The organism is Mesorhizobium prunaredense (assembly GCF_900156895.1).
GTDB lineage: Bacteria > Pseudomonadota > Alphaproteobacteria > Rhizobiales > Rhizobiaceae > Mesorhizobium > Mesorhizobium prunaredense.
In genome coordinates this window covers 17,167-41,680 of record NZ_FTPD01000022.1, presented here as the reverse complement: position 1 = coordinate 41,680, position 24,514 = coordinate 17,167, and the positions used below count along the sequence as shown (strand labels likewise).

At 64.6% G+C, this 24,514-nt stretch carries 22 protein-coding genes; 10 read left to right on the top strand and 12 right to left on the bottom strand.

Going from position 1 to position 24,514, the window contains the following annotated elements; translation table 11 throughout:
• Window positions 1-7 precede the first annotated feature (7 nt).
• A complete protein-coding gene (xseA, locus tag BQ8794_RS17095; protein WP_077379596.1) occupies window positions 8-1,573 on the bottom strand; it encodes an exodeoxyribonuclease VII large subunit in 1,566 nt (521 codons plus the stop codon).
• 115 nt (window positions 1,574-1,688) lie between these two features.
• On the opposite strand from xseA, the gene BQ8794_RS17090 reads away from it, so the two are divergent.
• Window positions 1,689-3,902, top strand: coding sequence for a putative bifunctional diguanylate cyclase/phosphodiesterase (locus BQ8794_RS17090; protein ID WP_077379594.1), 2,214 nt, complete (start codon window positions 1,689-1,691; stop codon window positions 3,900-3,902).
• A gap of 3 nt (window positions 3,903-3,905) precedes the next feature.
• Here BQ8794_RS17090 and BQ8794_RS17085 read toward each other — a convergent pair whose 3' ends face one another.
• Window positions 3,906-4,856, bottom strand: a complete 951-nt coding sequence (locus BQ8794_RS17085; RefSeq protein WP_077379592.1) for a LysR substrate-binding domain-containing protein — start codon at window positions 4,854-4,856, stop codon at window positions 3,906-3,908.
• A gap of 178 nt (window positions 4,857-5,034) precedes the next feature.
• Between BQ8794_RS17085 and BQ8794_RS17080 the strand changes: the two genes are divergently transcribed.
• On the top strand, window positions 5,035-5,325 hold the full coding sequence (locus tag BQ8794_RS17080) for a DUF1127 domain-containing protein (RefSeq protein WP_077379756.1): 291 nt from the start codon (window positions 5,035-5,037) through the stop codon (window positions 5,323-5,325).
• A 165-nt stretch (window positions 5,326-5,490) separates the two neighbouring features.
• Here the strand turns inward: BQ8794_RS17080 and BQ8794_RS17075 are convergent, their stop codons facing one another.
• The 4 genes from BQ8794_RS17075 to BQ8794_RS17060 all read right to left on the bottom strand — a co-directional run bounded on the left by BQ8794_RS17075 (window position 5,491) and on the right by BQ8794_RS17060 (window position 9,497).
• Window positions 5,491-6,357, bottom strand: coding sequence for a DUF937 domain-containing protein (locus BQ8794_RS17075; RefSeq protein WP_077379590.1), 867 nt, complete (start codon window positions 6,355-6,357; stop codon window positions 5,491-5,493).
• Between the two features lie 119 nt (window positions 6,358-6,476).
• The gene (locus BQ8794_RS17070; protein ID WP_077379754.1) at window positions 6,477-7,850 is read right to left on the bottom strand and encodes a glutamate--cysteine ligase; all 1,374 of its coding nucleotides are present in this window, start codon (window positions 7,848-7,850) and stop codon (window positions 6,477-6,479) included.
• 203 nt (window positions 7,851-8,053) lie between these two features.
• Complete coding sequence (locus tag BQ8794_RS17065) at window positions 8,054-8,788, bottom strand: 16S rRNA (uracil(1498)-N(3))-methyltransferase (RefSeq protein WP_077379588.1); 735 nt, start codon at window positions 8,786-8,788, stop codon at window positions 8,054-8,056.
• Window positions 8,789-8,819: 31 nt separating this feature from the next.
• Window positions 8,820-9,497, bottom strand: coding sequence for a hypothetical protein (locus BQ8794_RS17060; RefSeq protein WP_077379586.1), 678 nt, complete (start codon window positions 9,495-9,497; stop codon window positions 8,820-8,822).
• A gap of 88 nt (window positions 9,498-9,585) precedes the next feature.
• Between BQ8794_RS17060 and BQ8794_RS17055 the strand changes: the two genes are divergently transcribed.
• Together BQ8794_RS17055 and BQ8794_RS17050 are read left to right on the top strand one after the other, a co-directional pair.
• Entirely contained in the window at window positions 9,586-10,284 is a 699-nt protein-coding gene (locus tag BQ8794_RS17055) for a type 1 glutamine amidotransferase (RefSeq protein ID WP_077379584.1), read from the top strand.
• 274 nt (window positions 10,285-10,558) lie between these two features.
• Window positions 10,559-10,699 carry a hypothetical protein gene (locus BQ8794_RS17050; RefSeq protein ID WP_167378775.1) on the top strand — a complete coding sequence of 47 codons (141 nt, stop codon included), beginning with the start codon at window positions 10,559-10,561 and terminating at the stop codon, window positions 10,697-10,699.
• Window positions 10,700-10,703: 4 nt separating this feature from the next.
• Here the strand turns inward: BQ8794_RS17050 and BQ8794_RS17045 are convergent, their stop codons facing one another.
• The 3 genes from BQ8794_RS17045 to BQ8794_RS17035 are packed head-to-tail and all read right to left on the bottom strand — an operon-like array spanning window position 10,704 to window position 13,502.
• Window positions 10,704-11,477 (bottom strand): metallophosphoesterase, encoded by a 774-nt coding sequence (locus tag BQ8794_RS17045; RefSeq protein WP_143744602.1) that lies wholly within the window; start codon window positions 11,475-11,477, stop codon window positions 10,704-10,706.
• 35 nt (window positions 11,478-11,512) lie between these two features.
• A complete protein-coding gene (locus BQ8794_RS17040; protein WP_077379580.1) occupies window positions 11,513-12,649 on the bottom strand; it encodes an alpha-hydroxy acid oxidase in 1,137 nt (378 codons plus the stop codon).
• 49 nt (window positions 12,650-12,698) lie between these two features.
• Window positions 12,699-13,502: a FadR/GntR family transcriptional regulator gene (locus BQ8794_RS17035; protein ID WP_077379578.1), complete on the bottom strand. Its 804-nt coding sequence runs from the start codon at window positions 13,500-13,502 to the stop codon at window positions 12,699-12,701.
• A 198-nt stretch (window positions 13,503-13,700) separates the two neighbouring features.
• Here BQ8794_RS17035 and BQ8794_RS17030 point away from each other — a divergent pair, with 198 nt between their 5' ends.
• From BQ8794_RS17030 to glcF, 4 genes are all read left to right on the top strand, one after another.
• Window positions 13,701-15,044 carry a DUF3422 family protein gene (locus tag BQ8794_RS17030; RefSeq protein WP_077379576.1) on the top strand — a complete coding sequence of 448 codons (1,344 nt, stop codon included), beginning with the start codon at window positions 13,701-13,703 and terminating at the stop codon, window positions 15,042-15,044.
• A gap of 288 nt (window positions 15,045-15,332) precedes the next feature.
• Complete coding sequence (locus BQ8794_RS17025; protein ID WP_077379574.1) at window positions 15,333-16,829, top strand: FAD-linked oxidase C-terminal domain-containing protein; 1,497 nt, start codon at window positions 15,333-15,335, stop codon at window positions 16,827-16,829.
• Between the two features lie 240 nt (window positions 16,830-17,069).
• On the top strand, window positions 17,070-18,275 hold the full coding sequence (locus BQ8794_RS17015) for an FAD-binding protein (protein WP_077379572.1): 1,206 nt from the start codon (window positions 17,070-17,072) through the stop codon (window positions 18,273-18,275).
• Window positions 18,276-18,285: 10 nt separating this feature from the next.
• A complete protein-coding gene (glcF, locus tag BQ8794_RS17010) occupies window positions 18,286-19,617 on the top strand; it encodes a glycolate oxidase subunit GlcF (protein ID WP_077379569.1) in 1,332 nt (443 codons plus the stop codon).
• A gap of 12 nt (window positions 19,618-19,629) precedes the next feature.
• Here glcF and BQ8794_RS17005 read toward each other — a convergent pair whose 3' ends face one another.
• Together BQ8794_RS17005 and BQ8794_RS17000 are read right to left on the bottom strand one after the other, a co-directional pair.
• Window positions 19,630-20,550 carry a bifunctional 5,10-methylenetetrahydrofolate dehydrogenase/5,10-methenyltetrahydrofolate cyclohydrolase gene (locus tag BQ8794_RS17005; RefSeq protein WP_077379567.1) on the bottom strand — a complete coding sequence of 307 codons (921 nt, stop codon included), beginning with the start codon at window positions 20,548-20,550 and terminating at the stop codon, window positions 19,630-19,632.
• 265 nt (window positions 20,551-20,815) lie between these two features.
• Window positions 20,816-21,559 (bottom strand): L,D-transpeptidase, encoded by a 744-nt coding sequence (locus BQ8794_RS17000; RefSeq protein WP_077379565.1) that lies wholly within the window; start codon window positions 21,557-21,559, stop codon window positions 20,816-20,818.
• A 213-nt stretch (window positions 21,560-21,772) separates the two neighbouring features.
• Here BQ8794_RS17000 and BQ8794_RS16995 point away from each other — a divergent pair, with 213 nt between their 5' ends.
• Window positions 21,773-22,408, top strand: a complete 636-nt coding sequence (locus BQ8794_RS16995) for a DNA-3-methyladenine glycosylase I (RefSeq protein WP_077379563.1) — start codon at window positions 21,773-21,775, stop codon at window positions 22,406-22,408.
• A gap of 53 nt (window positions 22,409-22,461) precedes the next feature.
• Here BQ8794_RS16995 and BQ8794_RS16990 read toward each other — a convergent pair whose 3' ends face one another.
• Window positions 22,462-22,716 carry a hypothetical protein gene (locus tag BQ8794_RS16990; protein ID WP_077379561.1) on the bottom strand — a complete coding sequence of 85 codons (255 nt, stop codon included), beginning with the start codon at window positions 22,714-22,716 and terminating at the stop codon, window positions 22,462-22,464.
• A 204-nt stretch (window positions 22,717-22,920) separates the two neighbouring features.
• Between BQ8794_RS16990 and hisS the strand changes: the two genes are divergently transcribed.
• Window positions 22,921-24,453: a histidine--tRNA ligase gene (gene hisS, locus BQ8794_RS16985; protein ID WP_077379559.1), complete on the top strand. Its 1,533-nt coding sequence runs from the start codon at window positions 22,921-22,923 to the stop codon at window positions 24,451-24,453.
• Window positions 24,454-24,514: the final 61 nt, after the last annotated feature.

The window sequence follows — 24,514 nt, the reverse complement described above, 5'->3', positions numbered from 1 at the left end:
TGGGCACTCAAAACAGCGAGCCCTGATTGCCGGGCTCCTTGGCTTTGGCGGCCGGCTTTGCAGTTGTTTTCGGCCGCGCCGCGCCGCTGGTCGCAATCGCATCGGCGGTCCCGTCGGCGAACTCCAGCGAAAGTGCCAGCCCCGGCACCACTTCCGCCGCTTGCTTGATCACCGCGCCGTCGGCGTCTTTCACCAGGGCGAAGCCGCGCGCCAGCACCGCCTTGTGCGACAGCGTCGCCAGCAGCCGGTCGGCCTGGGTCAGTTTCCCGCGCAAGCGCTCGAGCCGCACCGAAATCACCCGGTCCTGCCGCCGCCACAGCGCCGCCAGGGCATCTGCCTGCAATTTCTGCCGCCTTGCGAGCGGCGCCGGCGACAGCCGCGCCGCGGTGCGCGAAAATCGCGTTCGCCGCTCGCGCACGATGGCGAAGAACGCCGCTTGCGCACGGCCAAGGTCGCGGCCGGCCAGCGTGCGGGCCTCGTTCATGCGTCGCGACAGGGTGGCCGGCGTCAGCCGCTGCGCCTGAAGCCTGGCTCGCTTGCGCTGGACGCTGACGGACAGTGCCCGGCCAAGCCGGCTCGTCGCCTCGTCGAAACGCCGGCGCGGCAATGCCAGCAACTGGTCGGGCGAGGGCAGCGCCCGGGCGGCTGCACGCACCGCCTGGCGCTTGCGCTCGAAATTGCGCGACACCGCGGCCTTGAGCCGTGCGCCAAGGCCGGCAAGCGTCACTTCGAGGTCGGCGCGCACGGGCACGGCGATTTCGGCGGCACCCGTCGGTGTCGGCGCCCGCACATCCGCCGCCAGGTCGATCAGCGTCCAGTCCGTTTCATGGCCGACGGCGGAGATCACCGGAATGCGGGAGGCGGCGACGGCGCGGGCCAGCGCCTCGTCATTGAACCCCCAAAGGTCCTCCAGGCTGCCGCCGCCGCGCGCCACGATCAGCAGGTCGGGCTGCGGTATGGCGCCATCCTGCGCCAGTGCGTTGAAGCCGTTGACGGCGGCGGTCACTTCGGCGCCTGCCGTTTCGCCCTGCACCCGCACCGGCCAGACCAGCACATGCAGCGGAAACCGGTCCTTGATCCGGTGGATGATGTCGCGGATGACAGAGCCTGTCGGCGAGGTGACGACGCCGATGACACGCGGCATGAACGGCAGCAAGCGTTTGCGGCCGGCATCGAACAGGCCTTCGGACTGCAGCCGGCGCTTGCGCTCTTCCAGCAGTGCCATCAGCGCCCCGGCGCCGGCCGGCTCCAGATTGTCGATGACGATCTGGTAGGTGGACTTTCCGGGATAGGTGGTGAGCCGGCCGGTGGCGATCACCTCCATGCCTTCCTCGGGGCGGAATTTCAGCCGGCCCATCGTGGTCTTCCAGACCACGGCGTCGAGCCGCGCGCGGTCGTCCTTGAGGCAGAAATAGGCATGGCCGGAGGAGTGCGGCCCGCGATAGCCTGATATTTCGCCGCGCACCCGCACATTGCCGAAGACGTCCTCGACCGTGCGCTTCAGCGCGCCGGAAATCTCGCTGACCGTGTATTCGGTGGCGTTGGTACGTGATTCGGATGCTGCGTCGCTCATTGGCCGATTGGGGGGCGGTTGTTGGCCGGCGTCAAGGCCGTCGCTCATAGCTGACGTCATAACCCGATCTTAACCCGATCTGATGACTGTGCGGAAAAGAGAGTGGCCAGGACGCATGAGCCGTCGCCTTCAACGCAGCCCACTAACGTTCCAGGTCACGCTGACGGTGATGGCGCTTGCCATTTTCGCGCTGGCCATGGTCGTCGGCTTCGGCTTTTACGCCACTGTGCAGGCGGATAGCGCCTCCCTCGAGCGGCAGAAAATCCTTTTCGCCAACGGCATGCGGGACCGGATCGCGGCGGTGGATCGCGAGCAGGAAAGCATCGCCGTCTGGGACGATTCCGTCATCAATGCCAAGGCCGGCAACGTGGACTGGATGATCGATAACATCAGCGTCTGGATGTATTCCTACTATGGGCATGACCGGGTCTATGTACTGGATGCCGCCGATCGTCCGATCCATGCGATGCATGAAGGAAACGTGCTGGCGCCGGCGCGTTACCGCGAGGATGAACCGGTTCTGTTGCCCACCGTCGAAAGGGTGCGCCGGTTGATCCGTGAGCCGTCGCAAGAAAACCTGGCCGGCGGTCCGGTCAAATTGGCCGCAGGGGATCTGGTGGAGCTTGACGGAAAACCTGCCATCCTCAGCATCATGCCGCTGGTGCCGAGTTCCGACCGCGTCATCCAGGCGCCCGGCAGCGAATACCTTCATATCTCGGTGGACTTCATCACCGACGCTCTGCTGGCCAAGATCGCCGGGCAATATCTGTTGGCGGGCGCCCGCCTGCTGCCGTTGTCGCAGCCGGTCGGCGAGGCTGCCATTCCGCTGGTCGACTCACGCGGCGTCATCCTGGCTTATGCCGGCTGGGATCAGGAGCGGCCCGGCAGCGCACTGGTGCGCGAGGCAGGCCCGGCCCTGACCGGTGGCGCGCTGCTCGCGGCAGGTGTCCTGGCGTTCCTGCTGCGCCGCCTCCGCCGTGCATCGTCGGCGCTGCAGACCAGTCAGGCCGAGGCGCAGTATCTCGCCTTCCACGATACGCTCACCGGCCTTCCCAACCGGGCGCTGTTCGAGGACCGGCTCCGGCGCGCTTTGCTCACGGCCAGTCACGAAACAGCCAAAGTGGCACTGCTCTATCTCGACCTCGACCGTTTCAAGCACGTCAACGACACGCTTGGCCATCCTGCCGGCGACGAGCTTGTCCGCCAGACCGCCGCGAGGCTCCAGCAGGCAATCCGGGAGGTCGACACGGTGGCACGGCTCGGCGGCGATGAGTTCGCCATGATCCTGATTGATGTTAACGACATCCGAGGCGCCGAAGATGTTTCGGAGGGTCTGCTTCAAAAGCTGCAGGAGCCGTTCAAGCTGGCCGACGACCAGGTTTTTGTCAGCGCCAGCATTGGCATAGCATTGTCGACCGGTCCGGATGCCGATGCGGACGACTTGCTGCGCAAGGCCGATATCGCGCTTTACGAAGCCAAGAAGAACGGCCGCGGCCGCTACCAGGTCTTCGCCGGCGACATGGACGACCTCCTGTTGCGCAAGCGTCAGGTTGAGAGCGAGCTTCGCCATGCCCTGAATGGCGGAACCGGGATCAAGCTGGCGTATCAGCCGATCTTTGCCGCGGACGGCAGCACGATCCTCGGTGCCGAGGCGCTGATCCGGTGGGGACATGAGGTCCATGGTGGCTTGCCGCCAGCACAATTCATCGCCATCGCCGAAGAACGTGGCATGATCGGCCAGCTCGGCAAATGGGTGCTGCAAGAGGCTTGCCGCTTCGCTGTCGGCACCGAATTGCCTTGGGTGGCTGTCAACGTGTCGCCGCTGCAACTGCGCGACGCCGGTTTCGCCGAGCAGCTTGCGGCGGTTCTCGCCGAGACCGGATTGGCGCCAGGGCGCCTGCAGCTCGAGATCACCGAGGGCGTGCTGTTGGACAACAACGATACGACCAGGGCGGCTCTGGCCGCCTTGCGCCAGTCGGGGATCGCCATAGTGCTCGACGATTTCGGCACCGGCTATTCGTCGTTGAACTATCTGCGCCGCCACGCCATCGACAAGCTCAAGATCGACCGCTCCTTCGTGAACCTCCTCGGCCGCGACGAGAGTTCGGCGGCGATCGTCAGGGCGCTGGTCGATCTAGCCGACGCTCTTGACGTCGGCGTCACCGCGGAAGGCGTGGAGACCGAAGAGCAAAAAGCGCTGCTCGTCGCCATGGGCTGCCGAGAGTTTCAAGGCCACCTGCTGTCGCTGCCGCTGGAGCCGGCGCAATTGCTGCGCCTGGCCGGCCTTTTGCCTGGCAAGGACAGCACGCCGGCAGCAGTTTCCGCCTGATCCTTACCAGCCCGGCACGATCTGGTTCGGCTTGCCCCGCTTCATCTTCGAAAAGGCTGCGAAGTCGAAGCTTCCCGTGTCTTCGCCGAGCGGCACGGAAATATTGTCGAGGCTTTCCGAAATGTGACGGGCCAGCGCGTCGACGATCTCCGGACGCGACGTCTGGCCGCGCATGATGCCGATGCGGCAATCGGGCAGGGCGCCGAACCCGTCGGCGTCGCCCAGAACCCGCATGCCGGGGCGCAGCGCGCATTCCGGCAGCACCGAGATCGCCAGGCCTGAAAGCACCGCGGCGGTGATGACGGTTGCCGAGAAGCTGGTGAACAGGATGCGGTAGTCGCGGTTCTGCCGGTCGAGCACGTCGACCGCGGCCCGCCGCCAGATGCAGTTCGGCCGGCCGAAGGCCATCGGCAGAACTTCCTGCTCATGCGTCGCGTGGTTGGCCGAAGTCACCCACAGCAGCGGTTCGCGCCGCACCACTTCCGACTGGCCGTGCGCGTCATTGTGCGTCACCAGCGCCAGATCGAGATTGCCGCGCTTGATATGCTCGACCAGCCCCGGCGTCGGCTCGCAGATGACTGTCAGTTCGACACGTGGGTTGGAACGGGCGAAGCGGGCCATGATCTCGGGCAGGAAGCGATCGGCATAGTCGTCCGGCGTGCCGATGCGGATCGTGCCTTCGAGCCGCCGGTCGTCGAAGGCGGCCAGCGTTTCCCGATTGAGGAACAGCAGCCGTCTTGCGTAGGAGAGCAGCCTGTCGCCCTCCTCGGTCAGCCTGTTGGTGCGGCCGTCCTTTTCGAACAGCGGCTTGCCGATCCGTTCCTCGAGCCGGCGCATCTGCATGGACACCGCCGACTGGGTCCGATGCACCGCTTCCGCCGCGCGGGTGAAGCTGCCGGTGTCGACGATCGAGACGAAGGTCTGCAACTGATCGAGATCGAGTGGCGCTTTCATCGGTCTAATCCATCATTAGTGTTGATGCTAAAGATTAGAAACATTCGTTGGATTAATCAATCGAACGATGGCAAATTTACGACTGTCCACATGACGGCATGTGAATCGGGACCGGGACGGCCGCTGTTGCCAGCGCCGATCGCCCGTCCCTGTCCGTTCGAATATGAAGGAGACTGACATGGCTACGTTTGATTTCGCCACCGAGACTTCGCGCATCACGTCGCGTCCGGCTATTGCGACGCGCGTGGTCAACACCATCTCCAACGTCTATCGCGCCTGGAAAAACCGCCGCGCCTTCTATCGCCTTGGCGAGATGTCGGACGCCGAACTTGCCGACATTGGCTTGACGCGCGCGGATCTCCACGTCGCCATCGACGTGCCGTTCGGTCGCGATCCAACCGAGAGGCTTCGCGCCATCGCGGCCGATCGCACAGACACGATCGAGGGTATTGCCCGCAAGGTGACCTGATCGCGCTGGTGGCGCGCCCTGGGGCGCACGGCGCTACAGGATTTCGCAGGCACCCACTCCCTGCCGGTTTCCCCGCCGGCCCGCCTGCACACTGCCCGGTTCTCACAAGGACCGGGCATTTTCTTTGGGCGGCGCTCAAGATCAGGTTGCGACCGCCTGGTCGGTTTAGCGCCGGTCCATGCCTCGCTTGAACTGATCGAAGATGGATTCCACGCCCTTCTGGTAATCGTCGCGCTGCTGCGCGCCTGCCTCGAACATCTTGCCGAACAAATCGTCGAACGGATTGCGTGGCCTGCCGCTCGGATTGGTCTGTGGCTGCGGCGCTTCGCGCTGCGGCTGCTGCGCGCCGCCGCCGAACATGTCCTGCAGCACTTTGCCGAGCGGATTGTCGCCGTAGGGATTGGGCGCCTGCTGCGGCTGACCCTGCGGTTGCTGCGCGCCGCCGAACATGTCCTGCAGCATCTTGCCGAACGGATTGTCCATCGGGCCGGGCTGTGGTGCCTGGCGCTGTTGCGGTGCCGGCGCGCCGCCGCCGGCCTGCCGCATCATCTGCTCGATGATCTCGCCGAGCGGATTGCTGCCGCCGCCGAATCCGCCTGCTGCCTGCATCTGATTTGTGGTCTGCTTGAACAGGCCGCCCATCATCATCGAAGCCACGACCGGCAACATCTGCTGCAAGATCTGCTGGCTGACGCCGCTAGCCTGCGCTGCCTGGCTGGCAACGGCGCGGGACAGGTCTTTTGAGCCGAACAGATGGCCAAGAATGCCGTTGCCTTCATCGACGCCCTGCGGCGAAAAGGCCCGGCCTGCGTCCTCGAAATATTTGGCGTGCTGGCCGCTGGCCATTGCCGTCATGAACGCGCCGAGCCCGTAGGGGTCGGAGGTGCTGCGCTTCAGCCCCTGTGAAAAGGCCGGCAGCAGCGCCTCGACCGCCGATTGCGCTTGCTGCTGCGAAAGGCCGAATTGTTGGGCCAGGGCCTGCATGCCGCTGCCGTTTTGCGCCTGCGCCAGAATGTCGAACAAGGAAGGCATTGGTTTTCTCCTCCGGGAAATCCTCGTAGGAGAGAGCCTATCGCATCGGCCCAAAAATCGGAATCGATTTTCGGAAAGCGCGTTTTTCCTGAGCTGTCGGCCAAGCCGAGTGCAAAAGGCTAATACGCATACTCCATGAACACCGGCTCGATCGAGCCGCCCCAGCGCGTATGATAGGCGGAGAGCAGCTCCTCGGCGCTGGTGGTGCCGCGCGCGACGACTTCGTCCAGCGTACTGAGGAACGAGGTTTCGTCATAGCCGTCGCGGTTCTTGCGGCCGCGGTTCTTCAGCCCCATGCGCGAGATGACGAGCACGTCGCGGGCGATCTCGCGCAGTGTCGTGTTGCGGAACGGCGCCGAAATGCCCTGTTCCGGCACGGCGTTGCGCATCGCCAGCACTTCTTCATAGCTCCAGCTCGAGGTCAGCGCCTCGGCCGCGTCGAGCGCCGCCGCGTCATAGAGCAGCCCGACCCAGAAGGCCGGCAGCGCGCAGATACGCCGCCATGGCCCGCCATCGGCGCCGCGCATTTCAAGGAAACGCTTCAGTCGCACGTCGGGGAACAGCGTCGACAAATGGTTCGCCCAATCGCCCATCGTCGGCAGCCCGTCAGAAATCTCGTTGCGGGCCGCACCCGCCATGAACTGGCGGAAGGTGACGTGCGTCATGTCGTGGTAGTGGCCGTCGCGGATGACGAAGTACATCGGCACGTCGAGCGCCCATTCGACATAGTCGGCGAAGCCGAAACCGGGCGAGAAGCAGAAGTCGAGCAGGCCCGAGCGCTGGTTGTCGGTGTCGCGCCAGATGTCGCCGCGCCAGCTCTGAAATCCGTTGGGCCGGCCCTCGGTGAACGGCGAGTTTGCGAACAGCGCCGTCGACAGCGGCTGCAGCTTCAGCGACACCTGCATCTTGCGGCGCATGTCGACCTCGCTCTCGAAGTCGAGATTCACCTGGATGGTGCAGGTGCGGTACATCATGTCGAGGCCTTTGCTGCCGACCTTGGGCATGTAGCGCGTCATGATCTCATAGCGCGATTTTGGCATTTTTGGCGTCTCGGCCAGCGACCATTTCGGGCTGCCGCCGAGGCCGAGGAAGCGGATGCCCATCGGTTCGGCGATCTCGCGCACCTGCGCCAGGTGCGCATTGCCCTCGCGGCAGGTCTGGTGGATCGTCTCCAGCGGCGCGCCGGACAGTTCGAATTGGCCGCCGGGCTCCAGCGAGATCGCGCCCCGGCCGGTCGGCTCGACCAGGCCGATGATGCGGCCGGCATCCATGATCGGATCCCAGCCGAGTTTTTCCTGCATGCCTTCGAGAATGGCGCGGATGCCGTGCTCGCCGCCATAGGGCACCGGCGCATTGCCGTCGACATAGAACGGGAATTTCTCGTGTTCGGTGCCGATGCGCCATTTGTCGCGCGGCTTGTTGCCTTCAGCCAGATGCTCGACAAGCTCGTCGACGCCTTCGATCGGCCGGAAATCGGTTGTGTCGCGCGCCATGAACAGCCCTCCGACGCATGATTCGAAAATCGGCAACGATTTTCGCTGGGGATCATGCGCCAAACCAAGTGCTACAACGTCCTATGCGCGTCCCGAAAGGACGCGCGGCGCTGCAGGCGGCCGGACGACCGCCGGCGCTAGATGGACGAAATGTCAGTAGGCGATCAAGCGAAAAATCCTGAGCCGCAGGTCAACCGGATTGATCACCAGTCCCCGATTGTTGCCTGTATCACCGCCAGTGCCGCCACCGCAGCCGTATCGGCGCGCAGGATGCGCGGCCCGAGCGGAATGGCCGTGACGAAAGGCAGCGCCCGCAGCATCCTTCGTTCCTCGTCGGAAAACCCGCCCTCGGGGCCGACCAGCAGCCCGAACTTCTTCTCCCGCACCGCTTGCAGCGCCGGCAGCGGATTGTTGGTGGAGGCATCCTCGTCGCAGAAGATCAACCGCCGCTGCTTGTCCCAGCCGGCCAGCAGGCGCTCGAATTTTTCCGTTTCGCGCACCTCCGGCACCGCCAGGATGCCGCATTGTTCGGCGGCCTCGACGACATTGGCGCGCAGCCGTTCGATGCCGGGCTTTGCCACTTGCGTGTGCTGGGTGATGACCGGCTGCAGGACGCCGGCGCCCATCTCGACCGCCTTCTGCACCAGATAGTCGAGCCGACCCTGCTTTAGCGGCGCAAAGCAGTAGACGAGATCGGGCAGCGGCGGCTGCGGCCGCTGCATGGTCAGCACCTTCAGCCGCACCGCCTTTTTGGATTTGGCGGCGACTGCCGCCGACCATTCGCCGTCGCGACCGTTGAACAACAGGAGTTCGGCGCCTTCGCCGAGCCTCAGCACATGCATCAGGTAGTGGCTCTGCTGCGGGCTCGCCTCGAATTCGATATCCGGTCCGAGGTCGTCCGGCACGAACAGCCGCTGCATCTTGTAATTGGCGCGCATCGCCGAGCAATGGGCGAGCCGGCTCTTGGCGTCAAGTCTCGGCCGAGGGATGCCAGACCGGTTCGTAGCCTTGCCTCAGCACGGATACGGTGGTTGCCGGCGTGAGCAGGCGGATTGGACGGTCGGCAAAACCGCCGAGCCCGACCTGATCGCGCCCCACGGGATCACCATAGCCTGCGAACGACCAGCGCAGCGCCTTGCCGCCACGCATCGCATAAGCGTTGCCGCCGTCCGCAACCATGGCGCCGTCAGGCAACCCGGCAAGCTCTTCCGCGGATACGATCGGTGTCCGCCCACCCGACGCCAGCCGCTCCTTGTGCAGCCGCTTGTCGACCTGCGGTGCGCGCGGCTCGGCAATGCCGAAGGCTATGCCGAAGCGCCGGACGAAATCCTTGGCCCGCTCGCGCCGGCAGAAGAAGCAGGGCCGATGCCCGGCCGAGAGCGCGGTCACCTCGTCCAGGAAAAACAATTCGGTCCAGCCGGCTTTGCCCCCCGATTGGTCGTCGCTTTGCCTGTTGCGGCCCATCGGCTCGCGCCGCACAGCGCGGAATTTGCAGACGCAGACAATCCAGGCCTGCAGTGCCCAGCGCTTTTTCAGCAACGTCTTCGTTTCGGGGTCATGGATGATGCCGCGATTGCCCATGAACAGGCCGCGTTCCGGCACCGCGTGGATGACGCCGAACGGGTCGACCCGATTCTGCAGTGGCATTGGCTATCTCTCCGAATACGCATCTTGGCTGGAATGATCACGGCATGATATCGCTCGTCGCATCGTTTTCATGTCAGCAGGTTTTTCGATGCGGGTGCTGGTGGTCCAGAATTTCGACAGCGAGGGCCTTGGCCAGATCGGCGCAGCTCTTGTCGAGGCGGGCGCCGATATCGATCTGCGCCGGCCCTATTGTGGCGAGATGCTGCCGCAGGTCAGCGATGCGCACGACGCCATGGTCGTGCTCGGCGGCGCCCAGAATGCGCTGGACGACGAGATTTGTCCGTATTTTCCTGAACTGCTCGACCTGACGCGCGATTTCGCCGGCAAGGATCGCGCCGTGCTCGGTATCTGCCTTGGCAGCCAACTGGTCGCGCGCGCCTTCGGCGGCGAGAACCGGATCGGCGGCGCCTCGGAATTCGGCTGGCACAAGGTCTCGCTCACTCCGGCGGCGAAGGCCGATCCAGTGCTCGCCGCGCTGCCCGAAAATTTCCCCATCTTCGAATGGCATGACGACACTTTTGTCTTGCCCGAAAATGCCGTGCGGCTCGCCGGCAACGAAGTCGCCGAGAACCAGGCGTTTCGCATCGGCCGCGCCGTCTATGGCTTCCAGTTCCATTTCGAGGCGGACCGGCCGATGGTCCGTGACTGGAGCGCATCCTTCGCATCGCTCATTGCCGAACGGCACCCGGACTGGATCGATCGGCTCGACGACGAAATGGCCCGCCACGGATCGGATGCCGATGCCGCCGGGCTGGCCATCGCCCGCGCCTGGGTGGCGACGATCTGATCAGTCAGTACCGACGTTGCATATTTGGCACGCCGGCAAAAATCCGCTGTGGACAGCATGTTTCGTCCTTGGCTTATGCCCGCCCACCACCCTAGAAGGCAGCCGCTCTGCATCGTCCGTGCAACGCGATGAACCTTTTGGGTCACTCGCGCGACACATCGCCGATACAGAACAAGCCTAAAAGCAGCGAAATCGTCGAAACTTTGAGACGGATTTTCCGTTTCAACCCATTCGTAACCCACCCCGTGCACAGATGCAGGAAGCTCAACAAGAGATGACGTCCGTGAAAGCAGCGCTTCTGTCCTTTGTCATGTTGTCGGCCATCGTCTTGTGCGGCCTCGGCACTTATGCCGGCGACGCAGCCAACAACCACAACGCCGTGGACGGCTACGGCGTCACCGCCGCGCTTCGCTAAGCGCTTAACCCCTCTCGCCTGACACCACCAGGATACGCTTGTCGGCACCCTCGACGACAAGCGCGCTGAGGTTTCCCGTCTGGTAGGCGAGCGTGTCGATATTGACGCGGTTGACCATCACCTGCGCCTCCGGCACCGGCGTGTGGCCATGCACCACGATTTTTGGATGCAGGCCGGAATGATTGTGGAAGACATCGCGGATCCAGATCAGGTCCTGCACACTCTGACTTTCCAGCGCAATGCCTGGCCGGATGCCGGCGTGGCAGAAGAAGAAGTCGCCGAAGGTCAGTGAAAACGGCAGCGACTGCAGGAACTCGACATGGCTCTTCGGCACGGCCTCGACAAGTGCTGCATGGCCTTGCCGCAGTGCCGCCTCGGACCTGCCAAACCACGCGCCGCCGCCTTCATTGAGCGCCACGCCATAGGATTGCGCGGTCTGGATGCCGCCATAGCGCATGAAAAGCCCGTCCGCATCGGGAGTGTCGAGGAAGTCGAGGAAGCCGATGTCGTGGTTGCCGGCGAGCATCAGGTGGCGCGGGTCGCGTTTTCGTACTTCGATCAGGAAATCGATGACGCCCTTGGAGTCCGGGCCGCGGTCGACATAGTCGCCGAGATGGACGACACGCCAGTCGGCCGGCCGCGCCTGGCTGATCTCGGCCGCAATCCGGCGGTACATGGCTGCGAGCAGGTCGAGCCGGCCATGCACGTCGCCGATCGCATAGATGCGCATGCCTTCCGGTCCGCGCGCGTCGAGAAAGTGGATGCCGGGGGCAGTCAATGCTTCCATCTCCGTGATCATGCCGTCACGGGAGTCTAACGCCGAAGCTGATCCTTGCCCATGTCGGTCACCAGACGCTTTCCGCACAGTGCCAGCGTTATGTCCATCTCCTTGCGGATGATTTCCAAGGCTTTGGTGACCCCATCCTTGCCGAGCGCGCCGAGGCCGTAGAGGAAAGGCCGGCCGATATAGGTGCCCTTGGCGCCGAGGCACAGCGCCTTCAGCACGTCCTGGCCAGAGCGGATGCCGCCATCCATATGCACCTCGATCGTGTCGCCGACCGCGTCGGCGATTTCTTCCAGCACCGAGATCGACGACGGCGCGCCGTCGAGCTGGCGGCCGCCATGATTGGAGACGATGATCGCGTCGGCGCCGGTCCTGGCCGCCATCAGCGCGTCTTCCTTGTCGAGGATGCCCTTCAGGATCAGCTTGCCGCCCCAGCGCTCCTTGATCCAGGCGACGTCCTTCCACGACAGATGCGGATCGAATTGCTCCGTCGTCCACGACGACAGCGAGGTGAGGTCGCCGACCCCCTTGGCGTGGCCGACGATGTTGCGAAAAGTCCGGCGCTTGGTGCCCGCCATGCCAAGGCACCAGCCCGGCCTGCTCGCCACCTGCCAGACATGCTTCGGCGTGAAGCGCGGCGGCGCCGACAGCCCGTTGCGGATGTCCTTGTGGCGCTGCCCGAGGATCTGCAGGTCGAGCGTCAGCACCAGCGCCGAGCATTTCGCCGCCTTCGCCCTGTCGATGAGACTGAGGACGAAATCCTTGTCGCGCAGCACATAGAGCTGGAACCAGAACGGCTTCCTGGTCACCGATGCGACATCCTCGATCGAGCAGATGCTCATCGTCGACAGCGTGAACGGCACGCCGAATTCCTCCGCCGCCTGCGCCGCCAGCATCTCGCCGTCGGGGTGCTGCATGCCGGTCATGCCGGTCGGCGCCAGCGCCACCGGCATCGCCACCTTCTCGCCTATCATGGTCGATTCCAGCGAGCGGTTGCTCATGTCGACCAGTACGCGCTGGCGGAACTTGATCTTTTGGAAATCCTCCTCATTGGCCCGGTAGGTGCTTTCGGTCCATCCACCGGAATCGGCATAGTCGAAGAACATCTTCGGCACGCGGCGGCGCGCCAGGTCCTTGAGATCGGCGATGGTGAGGATCATGCTCATGGGCTTCCCGCTGATGGTTCGCTAATTCGTCGTAATTCTTGGCCGGACCTCACGAGCGTTTCCGTGCCGGCTCGCTGTCGCCGGCTTCGGAGCGCTGCATCAGCCTCAGCCGCGACACGCGTTGCCAGTCGCCGCTGCGCTCGGCCTCGGCCATGGTGCGTTCGACATGGGTGATGTGGTCCATCGCCGCCTGCCGTGCGGCCGCCGGATCGCCGGCCTTGATCGCAGCGTAGATCGCCCGGTGCTGCGAAAGCAGCGCCTCGCGCGCGCCCGGCACGTTGAACACAAGGAGCCGGTTCTGGAACACGCCGTCCGACAGCAGCCGATAGCACGAGCGCAGCGTGTGCAACAGGATGATGTTGTGCGCGCATTCGCAGATCGCGTGGTGGAACTCCACGTCGATTTCCGCCTCGTCGTCGAAATTTCCGGTCCGGTGCGCCTCGTCCATGCGCGCCATGATGCGGTCGAGCAGCGCCAGATCGTCTGATGTGGCGCGCCGCGCCGCATACTCGGCCGCCACCGCCTCGATCTCGCGGCGGTATTCCAGATAGTCGGTTGCCGCCTTGCGGTGCATGGAGATCAGGTCCGTCACCGGCTTGGTGAACAGCTGGCCGATGACGTCGGCGACATGGGTGCCGCCGCCGGGCCGGGTCGTCAAAAGCCCGCGCCCCTCCAGCGTCTTCAGCGCGTCGCGCAGGATCGGCCGCGACACCTCGAACCGGCGCGCCAGCTCGCGCTCGCCCGGCAGCCTGTCGCCGGTCCGCAGAACGCCTTCGAGGATCAGGCTCTCGATCTGCTGCACCACCTCGTCGGCGGTGCGGGAATGCTCGATCCTGGAGAAAATGTCGCTCAACGGGGATGGCCTGGGGATTGAACCGGTGTCGCGCAGGATAAAGCCAGTGTCGGCAACTGGTCAAATTATTTATCCAGTTCGTCGGCTTGGCCGGGGCCGACGTCGTCCCGGCATATCGCTTTCGGCTAATTTGTCGTTTGCGTGCCCCGGCAATTGGCTCTAGAGGGACGCGAGTGCACCAGGCCCGGGGGACCAGCCGTGGCAGATGACCCGTCCAATCCTAAATTCCAGCCGCGCGTCGAGGGCAGCGTCATGGGCTTTCCCGCGCATGAGGGACGGCCTGGCGCGCTCGGCGAGGTTCACGCCCGTCCGCATCCGCTGGTCGAGAAGCCGCGCGTTCTGGTGCAGCTTTCGTTCATGACCGAAGCCGGGTCCGGCGTCGACCAGGCGGTGCTTTCCGAACTGTCGCGGCGCCTCGGCATCGCCGCGCCCGACCCTCATGCCCGCCACCACGCGATGAAGTGGGGCAAGGGCTCGCTGCGCTGGGAACGGCATACGGAATTCTCCACCTATCTGTGGGAAGGGCCGCTCTCCGAGAGCGGCCAGCGCCAGGAAGGTTCGCCTTTCGGCAACGGCTTTTCGCCGCCGGGAACGGTGATCTCCGGCATCAGGCTCGAAATCCGCAAATGGACGCAGGCGAGCGAAAGGCTGATCGCCGGCTTCGACCCGACCAGCCTGTGCTATTCGCTGGTCGAGCGCGGCAACGCCGCCATCGTCACCGATTTTCGCCAGGACGGTGACGGCATGACCCGCATGCTGGTGCTCGACCGCGGCCTGACGCCGGCACGCACCGGCGCGCTGGCGCAGCGGCTGATCGATATCGAGACCTACCGCACGCTGGCCATGCTTGGCCTGCCGCTGGCGCTGATGCTGTCCGGTCGCGCGCGCCGCATCGAAGACAGGCTGGCGCAGACCACGCTGGAAATGAAGGTCGCCGAAACCCGCGACAACCAGACGCTGCTTGCCGACCTGACCGAGCTAGCCGCCGAACTGGAGGCCGATGCAGCCTCCAGCCTCTATCGCTTCGGCGCCAGCCGCGCCTATGACGGCATCGTCCGCGAACGGCTGGAGGCGCTGGAGGAAGAGGCGGTGCCCGGCTACGACACCTGGGGCGGCTTCCTGCAGCGCCGCGTCGCCCCAGCCATGCGCACCTGCCGTTCGGTCGAGGAGCGTCAGGCCAATCTGTCGACCAAGCTCACCCGCGCCACCACGCTGTTGCGCACCTGGGTCGACGTCGAGGTCGAGAAGCAGAACCGCGACCTGCTGGCGTCGATGAACAACCGCGCCCGCCTGCAATTGCGGCTGCAGCAGACAGTGGAGGGTCTCTCGGTCGCCGCCGTCTCCTATTATGTCGTCGGGCTCATCGGCTACCTCGCCAAGGGCGCCTCGATCTTCGGCCATGCCGTCGCGCCCGAGGTCGTCACCGCCGCCTCGGTGCCGCTCGCCATCCTGCTGGTTTGGTGGGGCGTGCGCCGAGTGCGCCGCCTGCACTCCGAACCCGCTAAGCCGGCAGGCGAGCAGGCAGGCAATCTCCCCCTTTGAGGGGGAGATGTCGCCGAAGGCGACAGAGGGGGTCGTATGGCATGGAGCGCCCCCCTCGTTTCGCGGCGAGACCCGACGTTGGCGATTTACGTGAGACGACCCCCTCTGGCCGCTTCGCGATCATCTCCCCCTCGAGGGCCCTCGAGGGGGGAGAAAGTCAGCGCTTCCTCTCGCCGACCGGCGCAAGACCGTGCCGGTGTCGGCTGCCGATTTCGGCCAAAGCAGGATTTGCAACAAGCGCCTGCCGCTGGTAAAAGATTTTTACCAGTCGATCGAAGGAGACTGTCGATGTCCGGCCTGCTGATGCCGAAGCCAGACGATGCCACGATGCGCCGGCGCGACGAGATCGTCGCCGATATGCGCATCATCGTGCCGGGCGAGGGCGTCGTCGACGCTGCCAACTCAATGCGCGCCTTCGAGAGCGACGGCCTTACCGCCTATCGGCAGTTGCCGATGGTCGTGGTGCTGCCCGAAACGGTGGCGCAGGTCTCGCGTGTGCTGAAGTATTGCGACGACCGTAACATCCGCGTCGTGCCGCGCGGTTCCGGCACCTCGCTGTCAGGCGGCGCGCTGCCGCTCGAAGACGCCGTGCTTTTGGTCATGAGCCGCTTCAACCGCATCATCGAGATCGATTTCCCCAACCGCATCGTCGTCGCCCAGCCGGGCGTCACCAATCTCGGCATCACCACCGCCGTCGAGCAGGAGGGCTTTTATTACGCCCCCGATCCATCCTCCCAGATCGCCTGCTCGATCGGCGGCAATGTCGCGGAGAATTCCGGTGGCGTGCATTGCCTGAAATACGGCCTCACCGCCAACAATGTGCTCGGTATCGAGATGGTGCTGATGAACGGCGAGGTGGTGCGGCTCGGCGGCAAGCATCTCGACGCGGAAGGCTACGACCTGCTCGGGGTCATGACTGGTTCCGAAGGCCTGCTCGGCGTCGTCACCGAGGTCACCGTGCGCATTCTGAAGAAGCCGGAGACGGCGCGCGCGCTGCTCATCGGCTTCCCGACCAGCGAGCAGGGCGGCCAATGCGTCGCCGACATCATCGGCGCCGGCATCATCCCGGGCGGCATGGAGATGATGGATCGTCCGGCGATCCATGCTGCCGAGGATTTCGTCCATGCCGGCTATCCCTTGGATGTCGAGGCGCTGCTGATCGTCGAGCTCGACGGGCCGGGCGTCGAGGTCGATCATTTGATCGGCCTGGTTGAGCCAATCGCCTATAGGAACGGCTCGACCACATGCCGCATATCGCAATCGGAGCAGGAGCGGCTGAGTTTCTGGGCCGGCCGCAAGGCTGCCTTTCCCGCGGTCGGCCGCATTTCGCCAGACTATTACTGCATGGACGGCACCATCCCGCGCAAGGAACTGCCGCGCGTCCTGCACGGCATGCGTGAACTTTCCGAAAAATACCGGCTCGGCGTCGCCAACGTCTTCCATGCCGGCGACGGCAATCTGCATCCGCTGATCCTCTATGACGCCAACGTGCCGGGCGAGCTCGACAAGGCGGAAAGTTTCGGCGCCGACATCCTGCGGCTTTGCGTCAAGGTCGGCGGCGTGCTGACCGGCGAGCACGGCGTCGGCGTCGAGAAGCGCGACCTGATGCCGGAAATGTTCAACCAGACCGATCTCGACCAGCAGATGCGGGTCAAATGCGCTTTCGACCCCAACCATCTGCTCAACCCAGGCAAGGTGTTTCCGCAGCTTCGCCGCTGCGCCGAACTCGGACGCATGCACGTGCATCGCGGCCAGATGGCGTTTCCGGATATTCCGAGGTTTTGAAGTGATGGGGGCTCGTCTCTCTAAGTCGGCGTTCCTTCGCGCCCCCCTCTGTCCTGCCGGACATCTCCCCCACAAGGAGGGAGATTGGCTGTCATTTTCGGTTTCGCCAATCGCCAACGTTGCAGAAAGAGTGCCGTCCACGAAGCTGCCAATCTCCCCACTTGTGGGGGAGATGTCCGGCAGGACAGAGGGGGGCGCGACAGAACTCGACTTATCGTCCTTCGAGGTGGTTATGTCGCCATGACCACCTTCACCCCCGCCACCGCAGCCGAAACCCTCGCCACCGTCGCCTGGGCGGCGGCGGAAGAAACGCCGCTCGAAATTCTTGGCCACGGTTCCAAGCGCGGCATCGGCCGGCCGCTGCAGACCGAACACACGCTCGACCTGTCGAAACTGTCGGGCGTGACGCTCTACGAACCGGCCGAACTGGTACTGTCGGCGAAAGCCGGAACGCCGCTCGCAGACATCGAAACACTGCTTGCCGAAAACTGCCAGCAGCTTGCCTTCGAGCCGCTGGACTATGGCGCGCTGCTCGGCGGTGAAAAGGGAAAAGGCACGATCGGCGGCGTGCTGGCCGCGAACCTTTGCGGCCCGCGCCGGCTGAAGGCGGGGTCGGCGCGCGACCATATTCTTGGCATAGCAGCGGTTTCGGGTCGGGGCGAGGCGTTCAAGTCGGGCGGTCGCGTGGTCAAGAACGTCACCGGCTACGACCTGTCCAAGCTCATGGCCAACAGCTGGGGCACGCTTGCCGTCCTCACCGACGTCACTTTCAAGGTGCTGCCCGCTGCCGAGACCGAAGTCACGCTCGCTGTGCGCGGCCTGCTCGACGATCATGCCGCCGCCGCCATGGCGCTGGCGCTCGGCTCCAGCGCGGAAGTGTCGAGTGCTGCCCATCTTCCCGAACGCGTTGCCGCACGGGTCGCCGGCGGTAGTCTCGGCAGCACTGCCGCGACATTGCTGCGCGTCGAGGGTTTTGGGCCGTCGGTCGCCTACCGCATTGCGGCGCTGAAAGATCTGCTCGGAAATGCCGGCCCGCTCGAGGAAATCTCGGGCGAGACTTCGCATTCGGTCTGGCGCGATATCCGCGATTGTGCGCCGTTTGCCGACGGCCTGGAAAAACCAGTGTGGCGCGTGTCGATGGCGCCGGCGCAAGGCCACCAGATGGTGCTGGCGCTGCGCATGCAGGCGGCCGTCGATGCCTTCTATGACTGGCAGGGTGGACTGATCTGGCTGCGCATGGAGCATGGCGATCCCGAAGCCGATCTTCTGCGCGCACTGGTGAGGCAGTATGGCAGCGGCCATGCGACGCTGGTGCGCGCCGCCCCTTCGCATCGCGCCGCTGTGCCGGTGTTCGAGCCGCAGGCGCCGCAACTGGCAGCGTTGTCGGCTAGGCTCAAAGCCGAATTCGATCCGAAGGCGATCCTCAACCCCGGCCGCATGGCTTAGGAGGTACGAGATGCAGACCAATTTCTCAGCTGCCCAGCTTGCCGATCCGCATGTCGCGGAATCGGAAAAGATCCTGCGCAAATGCGTGCATTGCGGCTTCTGCACGGCCACCTGTCCGACCTATGTGACGCTTGGCAACGAGCTGGATTCGCCGCGCGGGCGGATCTACCTGATCAAGGACATGCTGGAGAACGGCCGTCCGGCTGACAAGGAGATCGTCACCCATATCGACCGTTGCCTGTCCTGCCTCGCCTGCATGACAACCTGCCCGTCAGGCGTCAATTACATGCATCTGGTCGACCACGCACGTGCCCATATCGAGGAAACCTACAGGCGCCCGCTGCCCGATCGGCTGACGCGCGCCGTGCTGGCCTTGGTCCTGCCTTATCCCTCGCGGTTTCGCGCCGCGCTCAAGCTGGCGAGGCTCGGCCAGCCATTCGCCGGTCTGTTCGAAAAGCTCCCGGCGCTGAAGCCGCTGGGTGCGATGCTCAAGCTCGCCCCGGCGTCGGTTCCCGCGGCCTCGCCAATGGCTTCGCCGGGCATCCATGCCGGGCAGGGCACGAGCAAAAATGGCCGCGTCGCCATTCTCACAGGCTGCGCGCAGTCCGTGCTCGATCCCGCCATCAACGACACGACGATCGCGCTGCTGACGCGGCTCGGCGTCGAGGTCGTGGTTCCCGAGGGCGAGGGCTGCTGCGGCGCGCTGGTGCATCACATGGGCCGCGAGGCGGCAGCCCTTGCCTCGGCCAGGCGCAATGTCGACGCCTGGACGCGCGCCATCGACCAGGGTGGGCTGGACGCCATCGTCATCACCGCGTCGGGCTGCGGCACCACGATCAAGGATTATGGTTTCATGCTGCGCCTCGATCCCGCCTATGCCGAAAAGGCGGCGCGCGTGTCGGCGCTCGCCAAGGACGTCACCGAATATCTGATGGAACTCGAGCTGCCCGAGCCGGTGCGCCAGCCCGGCACCATCGTCGCCTATCACTCGGCCTGCTCGATGCAGCACGGCCAGAAGATCACCCGCCAGCCGAAGGAGCTTCTGGCAAGGGCCGGTTTCGTCGTGCGCGAGCCGCGCGAGGGGCATTTGTGCTGCGGTTCGGCCGGCACCTACAACATTTTGCAATCGGAGATTTCGGCTCAACTGCGTGACCGCAAGGTGAGAAATATCGAGGCGACCGGTGCTAAGATCGTCGCCACCGGCAACATCGGCTGCATCACCCAGATCGCCTCGGCGGCGAAGCTGCCGGTGGTGCATACGATAAAATTGCTCGACTGGGCCTATGGCGGGCCGCAGCCGGAGGGCGTTCCGGACAGCAGGGCAGCCGTTGCAGCGGAGTGAAGCGCTGCCGGCTTATTCCGCCGCCAACTTGTCCGGAGCCCCGTAGGTCGCCTGGTAACGCGCGCGCTGGCGGCTGAGCGCCACCATCGTGTTGCGCAAAAGGATCGCCACGGTGATCGGGCCGACGCCGCCCGGCACCGGCGTGATCCAGGACGCCACGTCCTTGACGCTCTCGGCGTCGACGTCGCCGACGATGCGGCTCTCCCCGTCCGGTCCGATCTCGGCATTGATGCCGATGTCGATGACGGCCGCACCGGGCTTGACCATGTCGGCCTTGATCAGCCGCGGCTTGCCGACGGCGACGAACAGAGCATCGGCACGCCGCGCATGCGCTGCCACCGAGCGCGTCATGTGGTGGCACACCGTCACCGTCGCGCCTTCGCTCATCAGCAGGAAGGCGATCGGCTTGCCGACGATCTCGGAGTGGCCGACGATGACGACCTCGAGCCCCTTGAGATCGAGACCGGTTTCCTTGAGCAGTTCGACCGAAGCGGCCGCCGTGCAGGGTGCGAGGTCGAGCTGGTTGTAGACGATGTTGCCGATCGAGGCCGGATGCATGCCCTCGACGTCCTTGAGCGGATGCACCGCCGCCTGAAGCGTCTTGATCGGGATATGCACCGGCACCGGCCGCTGGATAATGATGCCGGTGACGCGCGGATCGGCGTTGAGGCCGTGGATCGCCGCTTCGAGTTCGCCGGCGGTGATGTCGGCGGGAAATCGTCTTTCCTCGAAACCGATACCGGCCAGTGCCGCCTTGGCGCGCTGGTTGCGCACATAGACATCGACTGCAGCTGTGTCGCCGACGGTGATCGATATCAGTTTGGCCGGAAAACCTTCGGCGGTGGCGATCGCCGCATCCTCGCGCACCGAGGCGATGATGCGTTGGGCGACCGGACCGCCCCGGAGATAGCGGCTGTCATCGGACAGGGACATTGAGATAGGCCTTTGTCTGGAAGCGTTGCAGCCGACATAGCAAAATACCGAGGAGAATGGCAGCGGGAATGCGAACCGCCATGCCGCGGGCGCGACGTACCACCCGACCCTGCCAAACTATCTTATCGCGTCCCGGAAACAGAAAGGGCAGCGCGGTTTGCCGTGCTGCCCTTTCGTGACTGACCGTATCCCCACACGGCCCGTCCCCCGTATTCCGATGATCCCGAGACTTCTGGACAGACTCGGCAACAAAATCAACCGCAGATTACATCACCGCAACCGTCGTGCCAACATCGACCCGCTCATAGAGGTCGACGACGTCCTCGTTGCGCATGCGAATGCAGCCCGACGACACGGCGCCGCCGATCGTCCATGGCTGGTTGGTGCCGTGGATGCGGTAGAGCGTCGAGCCGAGATAAAGCGCGCGCGCCCCGAGCGGGTTCTCGACGCCGCCGGCGACATAGGTCGGCAGATAACGGCCGTTGGCGGCCTCGCGCGAGATCATCTGCGCCGGCGGTCGCCATTCGGGCCAGACCTTCTTCTGCGAGATCTTGTGCTTGCCGGCCCATTCGAAGCCCGGCTTGCCGGTGCCGACGCCATAGCGCCGCGCCTTGCCGTTGTTCTCGACCAGATAGAGGAAATTCTCCCGCGTATCGATGACGATCGTGCCCGGCTTCTCCGGGCCGTCATAGGCGACTTCCTGCGGCAGGTAGATCGGGTTGATCTGCGGGCGCGCGATAATGCGCTTCTTGGACGGCGCCCGCACCGCCGCCGTGTGCAGCTGAGCCGGTTGCGCCTGCCGCTGAGAACGGCGCTGCGGCTTTTGCATCTCTTGCCGGTTCTGACGGACGATGCCCGGCGCGCGGCCAAGCTGCAGCACCCAGGGCGCCGAAAGGTCGGGGCTCACCATCACCGGCGGCCTGTCGGCATAACGGTCGTTGGCGCTGGAGGGAGTAGTGGCGGCCAGTACGGCTGCGGCGCCGAGCAGCGGGAACAAAAATATCTTCATCGGAACGCACCTTGATCGTCGAACACGCCGGGGCGCACAAGCGTCCCCGATGTCGCGAACATTGGGCGCGGAGCAGCAACCGAAACATGAATCGGAATGCGTAAAATGCTGCATTGTCAGTAAAGCTTTCGGTGTGGTTACCGGCCGGTTCAGGAATCTGGTAAAGCCGCGGTAAAGGCAGCGCTGAGGCGCATTAACCAATGGAATTCCGCCATGGATGAGAAGACAGGCCTGCTCGCCGGACCCGATGGTATCGCGCGCTGCTTCTGGCACGGCAATCTGCCGGACTATTTGCACTACCACGATCACGAATGGGGCCGGCCGGTCGCCGACGACCGCAGGCTGTTCGAAAAGATCTGCCTCGAAGGCTTTCAGTCGGGCCTGTCCTGGCTGACGATTTTGCGCAAGCGCGAGAATTTTCGCGAGGCGTTCGCCGGCTTCGATATCGACAAGATCGCCGCCTTCACCGAACAGGATGTCGAGCGCCTGCTCGGCAATGCCGGCATCATTCGCCACCGCGGCAAGGTCGTCTCGACCATCAACAACGCCAGGCGCGCGCGTGAATTGGCCGACGAGGCCGGCTCGCTGGCGGCCTGGTTCTGGAAGTTCGAACCTGGCCCGGACGAACGGCCCGAAATCGTCGATCTCGCCCATCTGCGCGCCAATCCGACCACGGTAGTCTCGGTGCGGATTTCGAAGGAGCTGAAGAAGCGCGGCTGGAGCTTTGTCGGCCCGACCACCGTCTACGCCTTCATGCAGGCCATGGGGCTGGTCAACGACCACCTCGAGGGCTGCGTCTGCCGCGAGCAGGTCGAGGCGGAGCGGAAGGCTTTCAAAAGGCCGAAGTAGCTCCCCCTTGCCTTACTCCCGCACGGGGAGAAGGCAAGGGGACGCTCAAAAACTCAAGCGCCGCCGGCGCCCGCCAGTAAGAGCCCGGCCACGATAGCCGCTATCGTGGCAAATGCCGGATAGATCACGAGCAGGCTGGTCAGCAGCGCATCGCGCATGGTCGGCCCTGTACGCTTGTCCGAGGTAACCTCGAACGGTCCCGCCATTTGGGCTGCAGGTCCCGGTGCATGATGATCGGCCGGCCGCAACTGGGCGGGCAGCTCGCTGGTGCGGCTGTCGATGATGTCGAATTCCCGCGCCAAGGTCATGGCCCGAACCCCTTGTTTCGGCGCGCTTTATCGGCTGCGATTGTGTCGGCACGATGCCGCGCTTATGGCGGAATTGTTTCAGCTCCTTGCCTTCTCCCACACGGGGAGAAGGCAAGGAGCAAACCCTTGCCGCGCCAAGTCCCATCGGTTAGGACACGCCCACTCGAAACAAGTCAGCTTTTACCTAGCAAAAAGACCCATGCCATGGCCGACAAATCGGAAAAGATGAAAGCGCGGCTGCCGCGCGGGCTTGTCGACCGCGGCGCCGAGGATATCCGTGCCGTCGAGAAGATGATGGCGACGATCCGCTCGGTCTATGAGCTTTACGGCTTCGAGCCGGTCGACCAGCCGCTGATCGAATACACCGATGCGCTGGGCAAATTCCTGCCCGACCAGGACCGGCCGAACGAAGGCGTGTTCTCCTTCCAGGACGATGACGACCAGTGGCTGTCGCTGCGCTACGACCTGACCGCGCCGATGGCGCGCTTCGTAGCCGAGAACTTTGAGCGCCTGCCGAAACCCTATCGCAGCTACCGCTCCGGCTGGGTGTTCCGCAACGAGAAGCCCGGCCCTGGCCGCTTCCGCCAGTTCATGCAGTTCGACGCCGACACGATCGGGACGCCGGGCGTCGCGGCGGACGCCGAAATGGCGATGATGATGGCCGACGTGATGGAAGCGCTCGGCATCAAGCGCGGCGACTACGTCATTAGGGTCAACAATCGCAAGGTGCTCGACGGCGTGTTGGAGGCGATCGGCCTTGGCGGCGACGAGAATATCGGACGCCGGCTGTCCGTGCTGCGGGCAATCGATAAGCTGGACAAGTTTGGACCGGAAGGCGTCAAGCTTTTGCTGGGCAAAGGTCGCTGGGACGGCGGTAAAGAGGGCGAGGGGGATTTCACAAAGGGGGCTGGGCTAGACGAAGTTCAAGCAGCGTTCGTTGTCGCCGTCGTTCTTCACAACCAACACGTCGAGGCTGGGCTCAAAAACGATGTAGGAAAATGGAACAGGGCACTTGAGGCCAACCCCACCGCCGAAGCAGGATTTTCTGAACTCAAAGAGATTGAAGCGCTTGTCCTAGCTGCCGGCTATGGTCCGGACCGCATCCGCATCGACCCTTCCGTCGTCCGCGGCCTCGAATATTACACCGGCCCGGTCTACGAAGCCGAACTGCTGGCCGAAATTCCCAACGAAGAGGGAAAAATCGTGCGCTTCGGCTCGGTCGGCGGTGGCGGCCGTTATGACGGGCTGGTCTCGCGCTTTCGTGGCGAGCCGGTGCCGGCGACCGGTTTTTCCATCGGCGTCTCCAGGCTGATGACGGCGCTGAAGAACCTCGGCAAGCTCGATACATCAGACGTGATCGCGCCGGTCGTCGTGCTCACCATGGACAAGGACACGGAAAGTCTCGGCCGCTACCAGAAAATGGTGGCCGAGCTGCGCGCCGCCGGCATCCGTTCCGAAATGTATCTCGGCGGCGCCGGCATGAAGGCGCAGCTCAAATATGCCGACCGCCGCGGCAGCCCGGTCGCCATCATCCAGGGCGGCGACGAGCGGGCGAAAGGCGAGGTGCAGATCAAGGACCTGATCGAGGGCGCCCGGATGTCGGCGGAGATTGTGGACAACGCCGAATGGCGCTCCGCGCGGCCGGCTCAGGTGACCGTGGCGGAAAGCGATCTGGTTGGCGAGGTAAGGAAGATACTGGCGGCGCAGGCGGCCGACCGTGCGAAGGGTGGCGCGTGAACACCCCCCTCTGGCCTGCCGGCCATCTCCCCCTCAGGGGGAGAGATTGGCAGCCGCACCG

Excerpts from the sequence above, each read along its gene's own strand:
- xseA (WP_077379596.1), bottom strand. The coding sequence starts at position 1,573 with ATGAGCGACGCAGCATCCGAATCACGTACCAACGCCACCGAATACACG.
- BQ8794_RS17090 (WP_077379594.1), top strand. The coding sequence starts at position 1,689 with ATGAGCCGTCGCCTTCAACGCAGCCCACTAACGTTCCAGGTCACGCTG.
- BQ8794_RS17085 (WP_077379592.1), bottom strand. The coding sequence starts at position 4,856 with ATGAAAGCGCCACTCGATCTCGATCAGTTGCAGACCTTCGTCTCGATC.
- BQ8794_RS17080 (WP_077379756.1), top strand. The coding sequence starts at position 5,035 with ATGGCTACGTTTGATTTCGCCACCGAGACTTCGCGCATCACGTCGCGT.
- BQ8794_RS17075 (WP_077379590.1), bottom strand. The coding sequence starts at position 6,357 with ATGCCTTCCTTGTTCGACATTCTGGCGCAGGCGCAAAACGGCAGCGGC.
- BQ8794_RS17070 (WP_077379754.1), bottom strand. The coding sequence starts at position 7,850 with ATGGCGCGCGACACAACCGATTTCCGGCCGATCGAAGGCGTCGACGAG.
- BQ8794_RS17065 (WP_077379588.1), bottom strand. The coding sequence starts at position 8,788 with ATGCGCGCCAATTACAAGATGCAGCGGCTGTTCGTGCCGGACGACCTC.
- BQ8794_RS17060 (WP_077379586.1), bottom strand. The coding sequence starts at position 9,497 with ATGCCACTGCAGAATCGGGTCGACCCGTTCGGCGTCATCCACGCGGTG.
- BQ8794_RS17055 (WP_077379584.1), top strand. The coding sequence starts at position 9,586 with ATGCGGGTGCTGGTGGTCCAGAATTTCGACAGCGAGGGCCTTGGCCAG.
- BQ8794_RS17050 (WP_167378775.1), top strand. The coding sequence starts at position 10,559 with ATGACGTCCGTGAAAGCAGCGCTTCTGTCCTTTGTCATGTTGTCGGCC.
- BQ8794_RS17040 (WP_077379580.1), bottom strand. The coding sequence starts at position 12,649 with ATGAGCATGATCCTCACCATCGCCGATCTCAAGGACCTGGCGCGCCGC.
- BQ8794_RS17025 (WP_077379574.1), top strand. The coding sequence starts at position 15,333 with ATGTCCGGCCTGCTGATGCCGAAGCCAGACGATGCCACGATGCGCCGG.
- BQ8794_RS17015 (WP_077379572.1), top strand. The coding sequence starts at position 17,070 with ATGACCACCTTCACCCCCGCCACCGCAGCCGAAACCCTCGCCACCGTC.
- glcF (WP_077379569.1), top strand. The coding sequence starts at position 18,286 with ATGCAGACCAATTTCTCAGCTGCCCAGCTTGCCGATCCGCATGTCGCG.
- BQ8794_RS17005 (WP_077379567.1), bottom strand. The coding sequence starts at position 20,550 with ATGTCCCTGTCCGATGACAGCCGCTATCTCCGGGGCGGTCCGGTCGCC.
- BQ8794_RS17000 (WP_077379565.1), bottom strand. The coding sequence starts at position 21,559 with ATGAAGATATTTTTGTTCCCGCTGCTCGGCGCCGCAGCCGTACTGGCC.
- BQ8794_RS16995 (WP_077379563.1), top strand. The coding sequence starts at position 21,773 with ATGGATGAGAAGACAGGCCTGCTCGCCGGACCCGATGGTATCGCGCGC.
- BQ8794_RS16990 (WP_077379561.1), bottom strand. The coding sequence starts at position 22,716 with ATGACCTTGGCGCGGGAATTCGACATCATCGACAGCCGCACCAGCGAG.
- hisS (WP_077379559.1), top strand. The coding sequence starts at position 22,921 with ATGGCCGACAAATCGGAAAAGATGAAAGCGCGGCTGCCGCGCGGGCTT.